The following is a 17,563-nucleotide window of genomic DNA, read 5'->3' on the forward strand; positions in this document are numbered from 1 at the left end:
GGATCATCGCTGGGCCCGCATGACGGCGTCTGCGCCGAGATCGGTGATGGATCCGCGGCCGAGCAGCGTCAGCACGGTCGTCTGCTCCTCGCGCAGCAGGCGGAGCACCCGCCGCACGCCCGCCTCGCCGCCTGCGGCCAGCGCGGCGGCGGCGAGTCGCCCGATGATCACGGCGGTGGCGCCGAGCGCGACGGCCTTCACGACGTCCGCTCCGCGCCGGATGCCGCTGTCCAGCAGGATCTCGGTCTCCGGCCCGACGGCGCCCCTGACCTCCGGCAGCTGCGCGAGCGACGCGGGCGCGCCGTCGAGCTGCCTGCCGCCGTGATTCGAGACGACGAGCGCGGATGCCCCGGCCGAGGTGGCGGCGACGGCGTCCTCCGCCGTGAGTATGCCCTTGGCGATCCACGGCAGCTGCGTGTCGGACATCGCGTCCGAGAGCTCGCCCCAGCTCCACACCCCGGCCTCGTTCCGATCGAAGAGCTGGCCGAAGACGTCGGAGAGGTCGCTGCTGCCCCGCCCCGGGTAGTTGCCGCCGACGACGCGGGGGTCGATGTCGAAGCGGTTGCGCAGGTTCCTCTCGCGCCAGCCGCCGGTGGGGCAGTCGACCGTGAGGCAGATCGCGCGGTACCCGGCATCCTCGATCCTGCGCAGCATCGTGCGGAAGTTGCGCCGATCGCCCATCGGGTGCAGCTGGGCGATCCTGGCCGCCTCGGGGGCGGCCGCGGCGACCTGCTCGAGCGAGTAGGTGCCCGCCTCAGGAACGATGCCGACGACGCCTTCGGCCCGGTCGGCTCGCACGACGGCGCGCTGGCCCTCCGGGTCGAACAGGCCGTCCGCCCCGAACGGGGCGGTGAGCACGGGCATGCTCAACGGCATCCCCAGGAACGAGGTCGCCGTGCTCGGCGACGGCAGCCCGCTCATGACCCTCTGCCGGAACCGCCACGCCTCGAACTCCGCCCGGTTCTCGCGGAGGGTGGCCTCGTCCCCCGCGCCGCCGTCGAGGAAGTCCCACACCTCAGGGCTCAGGCGCTCGCGCGCGACGGCGAACGCCTCGCCGGTCGTCTCGAACGGAACGGCAACGGCGGGGTGCTCGAGCGTCATTCGGCAGTCCTTTCGACGAGCAGGGTCCGGTCGGCGAGGGATTCGCCGACGCCGGCGATCGTCGCGATCACGGTGTCGACGTCGAGCTCGCGCTTCGCGTCCCCCATGAAATCGGCGATCACCGCACCCTTGCTCATGACGAGCAGACGGTCGCCGAGCGCGAGCGCGTGCTCCATGTTGTGGGTGATCATCAATGTCGTGCAGCCGAGCTCGCGGACCAGCTCGGTGGTGATTCCGAGCACGGTCCGGGTCGTGTGCGGGTCGAGGGCGGCGATGTGCTCGTCGAGCAGAAGCACGTCCGGTGCCGTGAGCGAGGCCATGATCATCGTGAGGCTCTGCCGCTGGCCTGCCGAGAGCAGTCCGGCGCGGTCGTCGAGCCGGTTCTCCAGCCCGAGCCCGAGGCCGGCGAGATGCTCTCGCATTGAGGCGCGGCGCCGACTGGTGAGCGCGAGCCGCAGCCCGCGTCGCTTGCCGCGGGCCAGTGCGAGGGCGAGGTTGTCGGCGATCGACAGCTCCGGGGCGGTCCCCGCCCGGGGGTCGTCGAAGACGCGCCCGATCAGGCCGGCACGCCGGTGGTCCGGCATCCGTGTCACATCCTTGCCGCCGAGCCGCACCCTCCCGCGGGTCGGCCGCGCCGTGCCCGCGATGGTCTGGATCATGCTGGACTTGCCCGCACCGTTGGTGCCGACCACGGTCGCGAACTGCCCGGCCGGCATCGTCAGGGAGAGGTTCTGCAGGGCGACGACTTCGTCCGCGGTGCCGCGGTTGTAGGTGAGGTTGATGGATTCCAGTTCGAGCATCAGCGTCCTTCGGCGACGATCGCGGTGCGGCGCCGGTCCAGTCCCCTGGCGCGCGCCATCCGGCTGAAGATCCGGAGATAGCGCTCCGCAGCGATCGCGATGATGAGGGTGAGGGCCGTGACCGCCTTGAGGTCCCCGGCAGGCAGCCCGTAGCGCAGCGCGCTCACGAGCACGAGGCGGTACAGCAGCGTTCCGAGCAGGACGGCGAGGAGCATCCGGACCGTCGTCGATCCGGTGGGGCGTAGGAACAGCTCGCCGAGCATGATGGCGCCGACGCCTGCGACGAAGGTGCCGACGCCCATGTTGACGTCCGCGTACCCCTGGTACTGCACGGCGAGGCTCGCTCCGAGGCCCGCGAGCCCATTGGCGAGCGCGAGGCCCGTGACGGTGATGACCTTGTCGTCGATGCCGAGGCTGCGGGCCATCCGCGCGTTGACCCCGCTTGCGCGCATCGCGAGCCCCGCCTCCGACTTCATGTAGTAGCCGAAGGCGACCAACACCACGAGGACCACGGCGGCCATCAGCGCCGCCTGCGCCAGATCGGCGCCTGGGGAGCCCAACCCGGTCAGGCCGCTGAAGACGGTCTTGTTCATGCCGAGGCTGACCGTGGGCTGGCCGAGGATCGCCAGGTTCACGCTGAACAGCCCGATGCTCATGATGAGCCCGGCGAGCAGCACGGGAACGCCGAGCAGCAGGTGAAGTCCGGCAGTGCACAGGCCCGCGAGGACGCCTGCCACGACGCCGAGCACGACGGCGAGCCACGGCTGGACGCCGTGCGTGATCGCCACGGCGCACGCGGCGCCGCCCGTCACGAAGCTGCCCTCCACGGTCAGGTCGAAGTCGGCTCGGATGCGGAAGACGGTGTAGATCCCGAGGAAGACGGGGACGAGCGGAAGCCCCGTCACGAGCATGTCAATGAGAATGCGGTCCATTACTGCACCGTCGCCGTCTTCGCGAGGTCGCTCGGAAGGGTGATGCCGAGCTTGCCCATCGTCGCCTTGTTGACGTTGATCAGGACCCCCGTCGGCTTGGCGAAGGGCGTCTTCGCCGCGTCGGCGCCGTCCAGGACCTTGGCGGCCACGTCCGCTCCAAGCTTCCCGGACACCGAGTAGTCCGGCCCGATGGAGGCGAACACCCCGCTGACGGTCGCGTCCCCTCCGCTGAGATAGACCGGGATGCCGTTGCTCGCCGCCGCCGCTCCGACGGCGTCGGCCGCCGCGAGCACCGTCGCGTCGGGGCCGATGAGCTCGGCGTCGACCCGCCCGACGAGCGACCGCGCCGCCGTCGACACGTCACCGGAGCCCGTGATGGTCGCCTCGACGATCTTGAGCCCCGGGTATGCCTTCGCCGCCTTCTTGAGCGCCTTGACCCAGACAGTCAGGTTCTCGTTCGAGGGGTCGTAGACCGTTCCGAGCCGGGTGACGTCGGGCGAGATCTCCATGAGCGGCTTGAGCAGCAGGGCAGGGTCGACATAGTCGACGCTGCCCGTCACGTTGCGGCCGGGCTTATCCAGACTGTCCGCAACCCCGGAGCCCACCGGGTCGCCCATCGCCAAAGCGAAGATCGGCTTGTCGCTGACCTTCTGGGCCATCGCGATGACGGCCGGCGTTCCGATGACAGCGAAGGCATCGTCGTCCGAGGAGGCCATCGTGCTCGCGATGCTCGCGATGAGGCTCTGGTCGCCCTGCGCGTTCTGGGTGTCGAAGGTGACCTTGGTCGGCGCGAGCTTCGCGGTCAGCTCGCTCTCGAACGATGTGGCAATCTCGTCGAGAACGGATGCCTCGGCGATCTGGAACACGCCGATCTTCAGTGTTTTGGTCGAGGTCGAGGTCGAGGTCGACGCCGCCGGGGCGGTCGACGCGTTGCATGCGGTGAGGCCCAAGGCGATCGCCGCGGCGATCAGTGCCGTGCCGAGTCGTCGCACGCTGCGGTTCCGGAGTGCGGGGTGTGCCATTTCTCCTATGCTCCTTGAGGTAGGTCTCACGTCGGGGGAACGGACATGAGAAAAAGTTCTCGTTATTGCAGGAGCGTAATGTCCGCCTGAGTCGGAATTGACCTCGGTAACATGAACTTAATTTCTCGTGTATTTGCAACATGGAGGAAACATGCGCAAGCCTGAGCAGGCGGCGACGGATGCCGGCGCGGGCGGCAGGCTGCGGCGCGACACTCAGGCGACCCGCGACCGGCTGCTCGACGCCGTCGGGCGGCTCGTGACCACTCAGGGCCCGACCTTCGGCCTTCCCGATCTCGCGCGCGAGAGCGGCATCTCCACCGCAACCGTCTACCGGCACTTCGGCACGATCCACGACGCCTTCGACCAGTTCCTGCTGCGGCTCGGTCACGAGCTCGCCGGACAGCTCAACGCCACTCGAGGCGGCGACGGCATCGCGCGCTTCCGGGCCGCGTGCGTGACCTGGGTCGACGTGGTCGAGGAGTGGGGCATCGCCGCGACCCGGATCCGCAGCACCGAGGGATACCTCACCCGGGTGCGCCGCGGCGAAGCGCTCACCACGGCGCTGCACGAGGCGCTCTCGGGCATCCTGGTCAGGCTCATCGCCGACCAGCGCATCCCGCCGGTCGACCTGGACTACGCGATCCTGCTGTGGACCACCCTCTTCGACGAGCGGGTCCTCATCGACCTCCGGCTCGCGAAGGGGTGGTCGAACGAGCACATCGCCACGCAGCTCGGCTCAGCCGTGCTCGCCGCGATCACCGGCTCGGCGGAGGCCGAGATGGCGTAAGCCTCTCGGCCTTCCGGATCCGCGTCAGGCCATGTACGTGAGGCTGCGCACGAATGCCGTCGCCGTGCCGGCGTGCCCTTCGACATACGGCCCCCACACCGTTCCGACGAACCCACCGGCCACCTCGGTGCTCAGCACGTCGGTGGCGACGGGTGCGCTGACGCGCCCGTCGACGACGAATGAGACCGACGAGCCGGAGAACTGCGCGATCACGTGATGATCCCGGCCATCCGCCAGCCACTCGTCTGCGATCTCGTCGAGGCCCGACTGGCGGCGGATGACACGCGCTCTTCCGTTCGCAAGCTCCAGCCTGATGGAGAAGCGAGAACTCTGCCGCAGGAGCACGCCCGCGACGGCATCCGCGTCGATCCGGCCGAACGTCACTGCCACCTCGGCGTCGTGGTGCCGCAGCCGGTAGAGCAGCGCGGCGGGATGCCCGCCTCCGACAACGGTCTCGCCCGTCGACCTGAGAAGAATGCCCTCCCCCGTCTCGTGCGCGAAATCCACCGGGCCGCGCACGGCCAGCGCGTCCCCGATAACGGCCGGGTCGACGATCTCCGTCAGCGGCCGGTCTCCGACGTCCGCGATCGCGCCGCGGCCCGGATTCACGACCGGCCAGTCCTCTTCCCAGACGACCTCCGCGAGGAAGGTCTCCCGACCCAGGATGTGCTGCTCGTCGATCGTCCGGACCGCGAGCAGCACGGCTGCCCAGCTGCCGTCGGAGCGCTCCACGAAGTCGGCATGCCCGACGTTCTGAACGGGATATTCGCCACCGAGATGACGGTGGGTGAAGATCGGATTCCGCGGGCAGTTCTCGTACGGCCCGGTGAGGGAACGGGACCGCGCGATCACGATCGCGTGGTCCCGAAAGGTGCCTCCCTCGGCTGTCAGCAGGTAGAACCATCCGTTGCGCTCGAAGATGTGGGGAGCCTCGCTCCACGTTGCGTCACGCAGAGCCGACTGCCAGATCACGGTCTCGGCGCCGAGGAGCTCGCCGGTGGCCACGTCGATCTCACGCACCCACACCTCGCACTGGCCTGGGTAGTCGCCCGGTTGGACGATGCGTGTCGCGCACCAGTACGCGCGTCCCTCGTGGAAGAGCAACGACGGGTCGAAGCCATCGGCTCCGTGCACCCACACGGGCCGCGACCATGGTCCGGCAGGATCGGTCGCTGTCACGATGAACCCGGAATCGGGTCCGTCGCCGACCAGGGTGCACACTATGTAGAACGTGCCCTCGTGGTAGCGGATGGTGGGCGCATAGAGCCCCTTCGAGTCCTCGATCGATCCGAAGTCGACGGCATCGGCCGCCGACACGGCGTGGCCGATCGGCGTCCAGGACACGAGATCGTCGCTGACCTGGACGGGAAGGCCGGGGAAGTACTCGAACGTCGAGTTCGCGAGGTAGTAGCGGCCTTCAGCGCGGCAGACCGACGGATCGGGGTAGAAGCCCGCGACGACAGGGTTCAGGGGCACGGGCGCGGCGGTGTCGGGCAGGAAGCTGTTTTCGGACACAGGAGACCTTTCGAAGTTGGGCGGCGACGCCGCACGGCCGGCCGGCGGCACGCGCGAGATCAATCGGGTGGATGACCGCTAGAGACGGGAGCGCGTGGATTTGCGCTCGATGAGCGAGAAGGCGACCTCGCGGAACGCGACCGGCGAGGTCGGGGATTCGATCCTGGACAGCAGCATGTCCACGGCGATGTCGGCGATCTGCCGTCGGCCACCGTCGACGGTGCTCAGCGTCGGTGTCGTGTACCGACCCTCGACAAGATCGTCGAAGCCGAGCACGGAGACATCGCGCGGCACGTCGAGGCCGGATGCCTGAAGCTCGTGCAGTGCACCCATCGCAAGCACGTCCGTCGCCGCGAACACGGCATCGAATCCGACGCCGGCGCTCAACAGGGAACGCACCGCGGAGACGCCGTCTTCATATGCCCACGAGCCCGCCGAAAGCTCCAGCCGGGGGTCGTGCTCGATTCCCTGAGCAGCCAGGCCCTGCCGATAGCCCTCTGTGCGCAGGACCGAGGTGCCCACCGAGGCGCCCTCGGGATCGGCAAGGCCGATGAACGCGATCCTGCGGTGCCCCAACCCGATCAGGTACTCCGTTCCTGCTTGCGTGGCGGCGACGTTCTGCATTGTCACGTGATCGACCTTGTGTGAGAACACGTTCTCGCCCAAGAGCACGACCGGGCGCTCGGTCTCGAAGATCGTCGCATCGTCGGAGGTCAGCGCCAGCGGGTTGATCAGCAGGCCGTCGGTCATCTGACGGCGGGCACCCTGCACAGCATCCAGTTCCCGCTCGCGGCTTGAGTTCGTCTGCTCGGTCAGCACGGTGTAGCCCCGATTGCGTGCGACGTCGATGATCTCGGATGCCAGTTCGCCGAAGTATCCGATGGACAGCGTCGGGACGGCGAGGCCCAGCAGATTGCTCCGGCCGAGGCGCAGGCTGCGCGCCGAGTAGTTCGGCTGATAACCGAGCTGGGCGATCGCCGCCTCGACCTTGGCTCGCGTCGCGTCGCTGACGTACTGATAGCCGTTGACGACGTTGGACACGGTGCGGAACGACACTCCGGCGAGGCGTGCGACGTCTCGAAGCGTCGCGGCCATGGGCTCTCCCTTTCGGTGGTTCGATTCAGAATTCCTCGGCACACCCTATGGGGGCGCGGCTCTGTGGGCGTGGCACGGCACCGCAGTCATCCCTTGAACGCCCCGTCCATGATCCCGGCCACGAGCCGCCGGCCGACGAAGAAGAAGACCACGAGCAGCGGCAGCGTGGCCAGGAAGGACCCCGCCATCGCGAGCCCGAGGTTGACGGTATAGCTCTTCTGCAGCGCCTGAATGGCGATCTGGACCGTGTAGTTCTCGGGCGACTTGAGCACGATGAACGGCCACAGGAAGTCGTTCCAACTGCTCACGAAACCGAGCAGGCCGAGCACGAAGGCGGCTGGGCGCACGATCGGGAACGCGATCCGCCAGAAGATCTGCCAGCTGTTGGCACCGTCGATGCGTGCCGAGCCCATGAGGTCGTCGTCCATGGTCGAGGCCAGATGCTGCCGCATCCAGAAGATGCCGAAGGCACTGGCCAGCCCGGGGAAGATCACCCCCTGCAGGGTGTCGACCCAGTTGAACGCGCTGATGATCATGTACTGCGGAATGATCGAGAGCTGGGCCGGAACCGTCATGGTCAGCAGCACGACCAGGAAGAGGACGTTGCGGCCGCGGAAGCGCAGTTTTGCGAACGCGAAGCCGGCGAGCGCGCACAGCACTGCCTGACCGCCGCCGATCGCCACGGCGATGACGATGCTGTTCAGGATCGACCGGGCGAACGGCACCGTCGAGAAGACGACCCCGACCATGTGGAAGAAGTTTCCGCCGGGGATCACCCGCGGCGGCAGCTGGGTGGCCGCCGCGGTGCTCGTGGAGGAGACCACGAACATCCAGTACAACGGAAACGCGCTGCCCAGAGCCGCGAGGATGAGGATGCCGTACACCCACCACCGCACGCGGCCCGAGTGGCGCCGCCGTGGAGCCCCCGGCTGCGATGAGCTTCTCGTGCCGGGCGTCTTGGCCGCAGCACTCAGATCGACCGTCGATCCGGACATCAGTGCGACCCCTTCAGCCGAGTGGAGAGGGCGAAGTTGATCGCCGCGATCGCCACGACCATGACGAAGAGAGCGACGCCGATCGCCGCACCGTACCCGAACTTGTAGTCGCCGAACGCCTGCTCGTAGAGGTACAGGGTCAACGTCTGGCACTGTCGCGCCGCCCCGCAGGTGAGCGCCGGCGTGGGATTCACCAGCAGCGGCTCGGTGAAGATCTGCAGGCCGCCGATCGTCGAGGTGATGACGGTGAAGATGATGATCGGGCGCAACGAGGGCACCGTGATCGACGTGAACTGGCGCCACCCGCCCGCGCCGTCGACCGACGCCGCCTCGTACATCTCGCGCGGGATCGACTGCAGCCCGGAAAGGTAAAGGAGCGTGGTGTAGCCGACCCAGCGCCAGATGACCATCAACGCGATCACGAACTGGCTCGAAAGACGGCCGGCCAGCCAGTTGACCGGGTCGCCTCCGATCAGGGTCAGCACCCAGTTGACGAGGCCATAGTGCGTGTCGAACAGCTGCGCGAAGACGATCGCGGTTGCTGCGACCGAGGTGATGTACGGGATCAGCAGCGACATGCGGAAGAAGTTCGCGAAGCGGAGCCGGGCGGCGTGCAGCAAATGCGCGAGGCCCAGCGCGATGATCAGCTGCGGCACCGTCGACATGACCCAGATCGACAGGGTGTTCCCGGCCGCGTTCCAGAACCGCGGATCGGTCAGCAGGGTGGAGAAGTTGTCGAATCCGACGAACGTCTTCGTCCCGATCGGATTCCACTCGAACAGGGAGATAACGAAGGTGAACGCGAGCGGAAAGAGCCCGAACACGGCGAAGAGGAGGAAGAACGGCGCGACGTAGGCGTAGGGGGCGAAGCGCTCCGGGATGCTCTCACGGATGCGCCCGAGCGGCCGCGGAAGCCGCGCGAGGGAAGAAGTGGTGACAGTCATGATGAGTCTCGTCAGTCCGTCGCTGCGGCCGGCTGCCGCCGGCCGCAGCGAGACGGGCCCTGCTACTTGGCGACGTCCTGTTTGATCGAGCTGAGGGCACTCGACCAGGCTTGATCGGCCGAGACCTTCTTGTTCTCGAGGTTGATGATGGCGTTCTGGAAGTCCGTACCGATCTGGGCGGAATCCGGCCCGACATAGAACGGCTTCAGACCCGCGACCGACTCGGTGAAGATCTTGCCGATCTGAGCACCCGAGAAGAAGGAGTCCGTCTTGGCGAGCAGCTTCTCGTTCGTGTAGTTGGCAACCGTCGTCGGCAGCGACCCGCTGTCGAGGAAGTGGTTCAGCTGCGAAGTGGGCGACTGCGAGTTCTTGATGTAGTCCCAGGCAGCCTGCACGTGCGCCGCTCTCTTCGGGATCGCGAGGTAGCTGCCGCCCCAGTTGCCGGACGAGCCGGGGATCTTCGCGATGGCCCAATCGCCCGACGTATCGGGCGCGTTGCTCTTGATGGAGCCGAGCATCCAGGATGGCGTCGCGATGGTGGCGAAGGCGCCCTTCTGGAGTCCGGCACTCCACCCCGTCGAGAACGACGTGAGGTTGGCGCTCAGGCCGTCTTCCACAGCCTCCACCGAGGTGTTGAATGCGGTCTTGATGGTGGCGTTGTCGTAGTCCAGCTTGCGGGTCTTGTTGTTGTAGAACTGCTGCGACCCCTGGCCGATCATCTGGTAGAAGATGGAGGTCTCCGCGTTGTCCAGGAACGGCTTGCCGGTCTTCTCGGTGTACTCCTTCCCGACCTTGAGGTAGTCCTGCCAGGTCGGCATGAGCGCGCTCACGGCGGCGGGGTCGGTCGGGAGGCCCGCTGCGGCGAACAGGTCTTTGCGGTAGGACAGGGCCATGCCGCCGACATCGGTCGGCACGCCCAGCACCTGGCCGCCGGACGCAACGGACTGCGACCAGATCGCCGGGGCGTAGTCACTCTTGATCTTCTTCGCGCCGAGAGTGTTCAGGTCGACGAAGTTATCGGGGTTCTCGACGAACTTCGGCAGATCTGCGCCCTGGATGAGCACCAGGTCCGGCACCTTGCCTCCGGCCAGTGCGGTGGTCAGGGCCTGGGCCGTGTCGGTGGAGCTGCCGACCTCGGTGAGCTTGATGTGGACACCGGGGTGGGCCTTCTCATAAGCCTGCACGTCAGCCTTCGCATTGATGCCGGTGAACGACCAGAACGTGAAGTCTTTGCTCGCAGACGCTCCGTTCGAGTCGTTGGACGAACAGCCGACCAAGGCTGCGGTGATGGACAGTGCCACCGTCGCTACAGCGACGAGACGCGACTTGCTTCTCACAGTGATTCCCCTTCTATGCGGAATGTGTCGGGTCCGCACCGTTGCGGACCCGAAGTCGACGACCGCCCCTAGAACGGCGGCTCCTGCCACGCAGGACGAGCCGGGCATGGACGTCGTGCAACGTTGCAAGCACAGGAAAGCACAGCGCCCGAAGCCCTGGCAAGCGCAGCGGCGAATTTTCCTGCAACGTTGCAACATCGTGTCCGGGACTCGTAGTCTGATCTCCGTTTCGTTGACAAGCGCCCGGCGACGCCGCCGGCGACGGAGGCCCCATGCGACCCGAGCCCTACGGCTACCTGTTCGTCCACTTCGTAGAGGAGCCCCGCGGGGGCGGAGAGAACGTCTTCTTCTCGCTCAGCGAGGGCGACGACCCGACAGTGTGGAACCGGCTGCGCGGCGGGCGCCCCGTGCTGACGTCCGCCCTCGGGACAACCGGTGCGCGCGACCCGCACCTGGTGCGCGGCGACGGCGAGTTCTATCTGGTCGCGACCGACCTGCTCGTGTGGAGCGGCGACGACGCAGAGCACGACCGCACGGGCGACTGGGAACGGTGGCAGCGCCAGGGCAGCCGTTCCATCGTCGTGTGGCGCTCAGAGGATCTGGTGCATTGGTCTCAGCCGTGGCTGGCCCCGGTCGCGCCGCCGACGGCAGGCATGGCGTGGGCACCCGAATCGATGTTCCTGCCCGAGACCGGCGAATATCTCGTGTACTGGTCGTCGAGCCTGTTCGATCCCGCCGACGCCGATCACCGCGCGGATTCGTACAGCCGCATCCTCGTGGCGCGCACACGCGACTTCCGCACCTTCTCAACCCCTCGCACCCTGATCGACGAGGGGACCTCGGTCATCGATGCGAGTGTGCACCGGGTCGGGACCGCGATGGTCAGGTTCGCGAAGGAGGGCTCGCACAACGACGGGTCGCCGAAGCTCTATCAGCAGGTCGGATCCTCGTTCTTCGCCGACGATTTCCAGACCGTCGCCACCCGCCTCGGGGACGAGCGCTCCCCGCTCGTGGAGGGGCCGCTGATGTTCAAGCATCACCATGAGGAGCGCTGGTATCTGCTGGTGGATCAATACGCCCGGCATCCGATGGGCTACCTGGCCTATACCTCGACCGACCCGCTCTCAGGCCGATGGGAGGCACTCGACGATCGTCAGTTCCGCCTTCCGCCGAGCACGAAGCACGGCAGCGTGCTTCCGCTCGAGGGCGACGAATGGGCGCGCGTGCACGCGGCATTCGCCTGCGACGAGCGCATGACCGAGCCGAGCGCGAAGGCGGTGTGCGCGTGATGCGGCACGCGTTCGAGCCGCACGAAGCGGCGCTCGCACCGGGGCTGTTCGAGGACCGTCGGGCGCTGAACCGGCGATATCTGCTGAGCCTCTCTGTCGAGAATCTCGTTCAGAATCACCGGCTCGAGGCGGGTGTCGGGCGCTCAGGCATCCTGCGCGGCGACCAACCCGCAGGCGACGACCGGCACTGGGGCTGGGAGACGCCCGGATCCCCGATGCGCGGCCACTTCGTCGGCCATTGGCTGTCGGCGGCGGCGAGGGAGGTCGCCATCACCGGCGACGCCGAACTGCGCGCCAGGGTGGATGCCGTCGTGGAGGCTCTCGAGGAGTGTCAGGCCGAGAACGGCGACGGCTGGGTGTTCGGCATATCGCCGCGATTGTTCGAACGCCTCGCCGCGGGGCGGCCGACCTGGGCTCCGCAGTATGTGGCGCACAAGACGCTCATGGGGTTGGTCGACACCGCACGAGACCTCGGACATGAGCGTGCGCTTGCCATCGCCGTCGCGGCGGCGGGATGGATCGACCGTTGGAGCTCGGGCATCCCCGAGGAGGTCTTCCAGGACATTCTCGACACCGAGACCGGCGGGATGCTCGAAGTGTGGGCCGAACTGCTCGCTCTCACCGGCGATGTGATGTTCGCCCGCCTCTTGCGGCGATACCGCCATTCTCACTTGTTCGACCCGCTGCTGGCCGGAGCCGATGTGCTCACGAATCAGCACGCGAACACGACGATCCCGGAAGTGCTGGGGGCGGCCAGGGCGTACGAGGTCACGGGCGACGAGGAATGGCGATCGATCGTCGTGGCGTACTGGCGGCAAGCCGTCACCGACCGCGGCACGTTCTGCACGGGCGGCCAGACCTCTGGGGAGATCTGGACGCCGCCCTTCGAGTTCGCAGCACGGCGCGGCGAAAAGAACCAGGAGCACTGCACCGTCTACAACATGATGCGCTTGGCCGACGTGCTCTTCCGCTGGACAGGACACGCCGAGTACCTCGACTACATCGAGGCCAACGCATACAACGGCATCCTGGCTCAGCAGCATCCGCGCACCGGAATGGTGTCGTACTTCTTGCCTTTGCACGGCGGAGCCCAGAAGAACTGGGGGTCTGCCACCGAGCACTTCTGGTGCTGCCACGGAACGCTGGTGCAGGCGCATACGAGGCACTCGGCCGACATCTACTATCGCGCCGATGCGGAGATCACGGTCGCGCAATACCGTCCGTCGAGCCTTCGCACCACCGTCGACGGCGTCGACTTCGCCATCGACCTGCGTCTGGCGGACCAGACGACCGTCGTGGGGCCGGACGCGAACAGCGGCCCCGCCGGCCACCGGCACCGCGTGAACGAATGGCACGTCGCGCTCCACGTGCGCGCCTCGGAGCCCATGCGCGCCACGCTGCGACTTCGTGTTCCCGCCTGGGCGACCGCATGCTCCGTGACGGTCGACGGCGTGGCAACACGGGCCGAGCCGGTCGACGGCTTCGTCGAGATGCGCCGCACCTGGAACGCGTCGGTCGTCGAACTGCACCTGCCGTTCGATGTCCGCACCGTTCCCATCCCCGACGAACCGCAGACCGTGGCGTTCACCTGCGGGCCGGTCGTCTTGGCGGGCCTGTGCGAGGCCGAGGTCGCTCTGGATGTGCGGGGCGGCGATGCCGCTGCGCTGCTGCGCCCAGACAACGAGCGGCAGTGGGCCGAGTGGCTCCGCGGTTGGCGCATCGGGGGCCAGCCGCGCACCATCCGGCTCGTGCCCCTGCACGAAGTGACCGATCAGGCCTACAGCGTCTACTTCCCAACCCGATGACGGCCATGCAGCACGAATACGACGAGGCAACCGATGTCATCGCTCTCGATGCGCCTGCTGACGGCTTCATCGACTCCTTCCTTCTCGGCAACGGGTGGCTGGGGGCGGCGCTTCGAGGCGGGCCCGGCACCGAGCGCATCGATCTGAACGCCGACACGCTGTGGTCGGGCGGGCCGGAGTCGAGCTCCGGCGACCCCGTCGACCCCGGCCTCGTCGAAGCGCTTCGTGCTGCCGTCTCCCACGGTGATGATGCGCGAGCCGAGCGGCTGGCCGCCCGTCTGCAGGGCGTGCGTTTCGCGCAGTCGTACCAACCGGTCGGGTGGCTCGAATGGAGCTACGCCGGCGCCTCCGTCGGCGACTACCGGCGCGCGCTCAACCTGGCGACGGCCACGTCGACGACGGCGTTCTCGACTGCCGACGGGGACGTCGAGGTCACTGCGTTCTGCAGCCACCCGGCCGGAGTCTTCGTCGGTGAGGCACGAGGGGCGGTGGGTGCGCTCGAGTTGTCGTTCCGGAGCGAGCATCCGAATATCGACGTGCGTCGTGAGTCCCTCGACGGGTGTGAGTGGCTGATCGCCACCGGCAGGGTGCCGGCTCGTGTCGACCCGAACTATGTCGCTTCTCCGGTCGAACATGTCGTCTATGCGCAGGATCGACCCGACACAGACGGCACCGTCGCAGCCGGGATGGGCTTTGCCGTGGCGGCCATGCTCGAACGCACCGCCGCCGACTCCGTTCGCGTGATCGCCACTGTGGCAACCGGATACCGGGGATGGGATGCGCGGCCCTCGGCCGATGCGGCCGCCTTGAGCGCCGAGGCCCGGAACCGCGTTGCGGCCGCAGCCGGGTCGACGACGCGAGAGCTCGCAGCCGAGCACCGCGAGGATCATCGCCTGTGGTACGAGAAGGCGAGGCTGCGCCTGGGCGGTGACGACACGAACACGGATTCCGACGAGTCTCTCCGGCGACAGGTGCGGTATTTCAACCTCGGCCGCTACCTGCTCATCTCCAGTTCGCGACCCGGCACGCAGGCGGCGAACCTGCAAGGGATCTGGAACGTCGACGTGCGGCCGGGGTGGTGCTGCGGGTACACCACGAACATCAATCTGCAAATGAACTACTGGGCGGCTCCCCGCACCGGGCTCGACGATCTCATGGCGCCGCTAGCCGAGCTGGCGACCGACCTGGCGGTGCGGGGTGAGGCGGCGGCCCGGCGCTACGGCGCCCGGGGCTCTGCGGTGCACCACAACAGCGACCTGTGGCGGTTCGTCGATTCGATTCCGGGGCTTCCGCAATGGTCCAACTGGCCGTCCGCTCTGCTCTGGCTCGCCGACCAGCTCAGACAGTCCAGCGCCACCTCGCCGCATGCCGCGCGCGCCTTGCGCTCGGTGTTGCCGCGCGCCGTCGATTTCGTGCTCGACATGCTCGTCGAACACGACGACGGCGCCCTCGTCGTCAGCCCGTCCACCTCGCCAGAGCATTTCTTCCTCATCGACGCCGCCGACGGCGCTGCGGAGCACGGCGCGACGGCAGCGGTATCCGCCGGAGCCACCATGGACCAGGAACTGGCGAGAGCCGCGCTGAGCGCGTATGTCCGGGATGCAGGCGGCGACCAGGACGGTCGCGATGGCCGAGAGCGCCGCGACCGCGCGCGGCACGCACTCGCGCGCCTTCGAGCTCCCCGCAGCGGGCGAGACGGCGCGCTCCTGGAATGGGCGAATGAGCGCACTCCGGGGGAAGTCGGCCACCGGCACCTGTCACACCTCTACGGCCTCTATCCGGGCGACCGGATCACGGAGTCGGGTACGCCCGGAGATTTCGCCGCCGCGCGCGAGGCGCTGCGCAGGCGGCTCAGCGCCGGTAGCGGCTACACGGGCTGGAGCCAGGCATGGATTCTCTGCCTGGCGGCTCGGCTCGGCGACGGGGATCTCGCAACGAGGTCGTTGCACATCCTGACCACAGAGCTGTGCTCACGATCGATGCTGGACCTTCATCCGCATGACGATTGGCCGGAAGGGGCGGTCTTTCAGATCGACGGGAATCTCGGTGCCGTCGCGGGCATGGTGGAACTGCTGGTGCAGGGCAGCGGGCAGGAGCTCACGCTGTTGAACGCCCTCCCGTCGCAGTGGCGATCCGGCCGGGCCACCGGCCTTCGCGATGCCGCGGGCCGGTGGGTGGAGTTGAGTTGGTCGCACGGTCGCCTGGAGCGACTCACCGTCGAGGCATCCGCGACGGGCCCGATCCGCTTGGATGTGCCGCAGTCCGGTCTCTGCACAATCACGGACAGCGCAGGGCGCGATATCCGCAGCGACACAACGCCCCATGCCCTACGCCCTGAGCGGCAATGGATCACGTGGTCGGCGACCGCCTCCACGCGCTATATCGCGACATGGTCGCGAACACACGACAGAATCGAGGAACCGTGAAGGCGCTCGCCGCCACCCCGCCCATGGGGTGGAACAGCTGGGACTGCTACGGCACCACCGTGACCGAGGCCGAGGTGATCGCCAACGCCGAGTTCCTGCATCGTCGGCTGCTTCCGGCCGGCTGGGACACCGTCGTCATCGACGCGGGCTGGTTCGACCCCTACGCCCGTGCCCACGGCTACAACGAGCCACTGCAACCCGTGCTGGACAGCTGGGGGCGCCTGGTTCCCGTGGTCGGCCGCTTCCCGTCTGCGGCCGACGGCGCCGGGTTCGGCCCCCTCGCCGCTCGCGTCCACGAGCTCGGCCTGCGTTTCGGCATCCACGTGATGCGCGGCATCCCCCGTCTGGCCGTGGAGAAGGATCTGCCCGTCTTCGGAACCGAGTACACGGCGCGCGAGATCGCCGATGTCGACAGCGTGTGCCCCTGGAACCGCGACAACTTCGGACTCGACGTGACCCACCCGGGGGCGCAGGCCTACTACGACGCGCAGGTGCGGCAATTCGCGCGCTGGGGCGTGGACTTCATCAAGCTCGATGACATGCTGGCGCCCTTCCACGGCGAGGAGATCCGCATGTACGCCCGCGCCATCGCGGCATCCGGGCGTCCGATCTCGCTCTCCCTCTCGCCTGGCACGCACCTGTCGACGAGGCACCTCGAGCCGCTGCGGGAAAGCGCACAGCTGTGGCGCATCTCAGACGATCTGTGGGACCGCTGGGAGGACGTCCACGCACAATTCGCGCGACTGGCGCGCTGGGCTCCGCTGCAGGCCTCCGGAGCTTGGGCGGATGCCGACATGCTGCCCCTGGGCCGAATCGGCCTGCGCGCCGAACGCGGCGAGCCTCGCGACAGTCTTCTGACCTGGGAAGAGCAGCGCACGGTCCTCACCCTGTGGGCGATGGCACGGTCTCCCCTGATGGTCGGCGGGGACCTGCCGACGAGCGACGAACGCACGATCGAGCTGCTCGCGAACCCCTGGCTGGCACGCGTACTCGGTGCGACGCGCGACAACGGCGAGATCATCCGCGAGCCGCACGGGGACGGCGAATGGATTGTGTGGGCCGCGCGGTCGAGTTCTGCCGACGGCGAGCACTTCGTCGCCGCGTTCTGGACCGGCACCGGCCATGCCGACATTCGAGTGCCGATCTCCTCCATCGTGGGTCACCAGGACGGCGGCAGCTGGAACGCACGCGATCTCTGGAGCGATGACGACGAAGCTCCGGTCGAGGGCGAGCTCAGCGCATCGGTTCCCGAGCACGGCGTGCGGTGGTTCGCGCTCCGGCGCGCCGACGCATAGCCCCGAGCGGAGCGCCCGAGAGCCGGTCAGCCGCAAAGCTGCGCCGCACGATTCCCACGATCTGCGACAGCTTCCTTCAAGAAAGCTAATCGACGATCAGGGAAGGGCCGGGCTGACCGTGAGCATCGCGGCGGCCGTCCGCTCGGACTTCTCGCTCGGCTCGTTCGCGATCTGCCTCGGCGGCGCGGGACTCGCGGGCGCGTGATCCGCGGCGCAGGCC

14 protein-coding genes are annotated in these 17,563 nt (G+C 68.0%); 5 read left to right on the plus strand and 9 right to left on the minus strand.

Going from position 1 to position 17,563, the window contains the following annotated elements:
* Positions 1-3: 3 nt before the first annotated feature.
* The 4 genes from ABD708_RS18665 to ABD708_RS18680 are packed head-to-tail and all read right to left on the minus strand — an operon-like array spanning position 4 to position 3,855.
* Entirely contained in the window at positions 4-1,101 is a 1,098-nt protein-coding gene (locus ABD708_RS18665; protein WP_344757317.1) for an alpha-hydroxy acid oxidase, read from the minus strand.
* Positions 1,098-1,901, minus strand: a complete 804-nt coding sequence (locus tag ABD708_RS18670) for an ABC transporter ATP-binding protein (protein ID WP_344757319.1) — start codon at positions 1,899-1,901, stop codon at positions 1,098-1,100. The genes ABD708_RS18665 and ABD708_RS18670 overlap by 4 nt, the downstream gene beginning before the upstream one ends.
* The gene (locus ABD708_RS18675) at positions 1,901-2,833 is read right to left on the minus strand and encodes an ABC transporter permease (RefSeq protein ID WP_344757321.1); all 933 of its coding nucleotides are present in this window, start codon (positions 2,831-2,833) and stop codon (positions 1,901-1,903) included. The genes ABD708_RS18670 and ABD708_RS18675 overlap by 1 nt, the downstream gene beginning before the upstream one ends.
* The gene (locus tag ABD708_RS18680) at positions 2,833-3,855 is read right to left on the minus strand and encodes an ABC transporter substrate-binding protein (RefSeq protein WP_344757323.1); all 1,023 of its coding nucleotides are present in this window, start codon (positions 3,853-3,855) and stop codon (positions 2,833-2,835) included. The genes ABD708_RS18675 and ABD708_RS18680 overlap by 1 nt, the downstream gene beginning before the upstream one ends.
* 151 nt (positions 3,856-4,006) lie before the next feature.
* Between ABD708_RS18680 and ABD708_RS18685 the strand changes: the two genes are divergently transcribed.
* Positions 4,007-4,642: a TetR/AcrR family transcriptional regulator gene (locus tag ABD708_RS18685; RefSeq protein ID WP_344757325.1), complete on the plus strand. Its 636-nt coding sequence runs from the start codon at positions 4,007-4,009 to the stop codon at positions 4,640-4,642.
* Between the two features lie 24 nt (positions 4,643-4,666).
* Here ABD708_RS18685 and ABD708_RS18690 read toward each other — a convergent pair whose 3' ends face one another.
* The 5 genes from ABD708_RS18690 to ABD708_RS18710 form a co-directional block, all read right to left on the minus strand.
* The gene (locus ABD708_RS18690) at positions 4,667-6,157 is read right to left on the minus strand and encodes a glycoside hydrolase family 43 protein (protein ID WP_344757327.1); all 1,491 of its coding nucleotides are present in this window, start codon (positions 6,155-6,157) and stop codon (positions 4,667-4,669) included.
* 78 nt (positions 6,158-6,235) lie between these two features.
* A complete protein-coding gene (locus ABD708_RS18695; RefSeq protein ID WP_344757329.1) occupies positions 6,236-7,252 on the minus strand; it encodes a LacI family DNA-binding transcriptional regulator in 1,017 nt (338 codons plus the stop codon).
* A gap of 86 nt (positions 7,253-7,338) precedes the next feature.
* Positions 7,339-8,247 carry a carbohydrate ABC transporter permease gene (locus ABD708_RS18700; RefSeq protein WP_344757331.1) on the minus strand — a complete coding sequence of 303 codons (909 nt, stop codon included), beginning with the start codon at positions 8,245-8,247 and terminating at the stop codon, positions 7,339-7,341.
* Positions 8,247-9,191: a carbohydrate ABC transporter permease gene (locus tag ABD708_RS18705; RefSeq protein ID WP_344757333.1), complete on the minus strand. Its 945-nt coding sequence runs from the start codon at positions 9,189-9,191 to the stop codon at positions 8,247-8,249. The genes ABD708_RS18700 and ABD708_RS18705 overlap by 1 nt, the downstream gene beginning before the upstream one ends.
* A 62-nt stretch (positions 9,192-9,253) precedes the next feature.
* Complete coding sequence (locus ABD708_RS18710; RefSeq protein ID WP_344757335.1) at positions 9,254-10,528, minus strand: ABC transporter substrate-binding protein; 1,275 nt, start codon at positions 10,526-10,528, stop codon at positions 9,254-9,256.
* Between the two features lie 272 nt (positions 10,529-10,800).
* Between ABD708_RS18710 and ABD708_RS18715 the strand changes: the two genes are divergently transcribed.
* Genes ABD708_RS18715 through ABD708_RS18730 form a run of 4 tightly spaced genes read left to right on the plus strand, consistent with a single transcriptional unit; the run spans position 10,801 to position 17,343 of the window.
* Positions 10,801-11,817 carry a glycoside hydrolase family 43 protein gene (locus tag ABD708_RS18715; RefSeq protein WP_344757337.1) on the plus strand — a complete coding sequence of 339 codons (1,017 nt, stop codon included), beginning with the start codon at positions 10,801-10,803 and terminating at the stop codon, positions 11,815-11,817.
* Entirely contained in the window at positions 11,817-13,622 is a 1,806-nt protein-coding gene (locus tag ABD708_RS18720; protein WP_344757406.1) for a beta-L-arabinofuranosidase domain-containing protein, read from the plus strand. Before ABD708_RS18715 ends, ABD708_RS18720 begins: the two co-directional genes overlap by 1 nt.
* The gene (locus ABD708_RS18725) at positions 13,619-16,048 is read left to right on the plus strand and encodes a glycosyl hydrolase family 95 catalytic domain-containing protein (RefSeq protein ID WP_344757339.1); all 2,430 of its coding nucleotides are present in this window, start codon (positions 13,619-13,621) and stop codon (positions 16,046-16,048) included. The genes ABD708_RS18720 and ABD708_RS18725 overlap by 4 nt, the downstream gene beginning before the upstream one ends.
* Positions 16,045-17,343: a glycoside hydrolase family 27 protein gene (locus tag ABD708_RS18730; protein ID WP_344757341.1), complete on the plus strand. Its 1,299-nt coding sequence runs from the start codon at positions 16,045-16,047 to the stop codon at positions 17,341-17,343. Before ABD708_RS18725 ends, ABD708_RS18730 begins: the two co-directional genes overlap by 4 nt.
* Positions 17,344-17,563 lie beyond the last annotated feature (220 nt).

The sequence above is a fragment of the Gryllotalpicola koreensis genome (assembly GCF_039538185.1).
Taxonomy (GTDB): domain Bacteria; phylum Actinomycetota; class Actinomycetes; order Actinomycetales; family Microbacteriaceae; genus Gryllotalpicola; species Gryllotalpicola koreensis.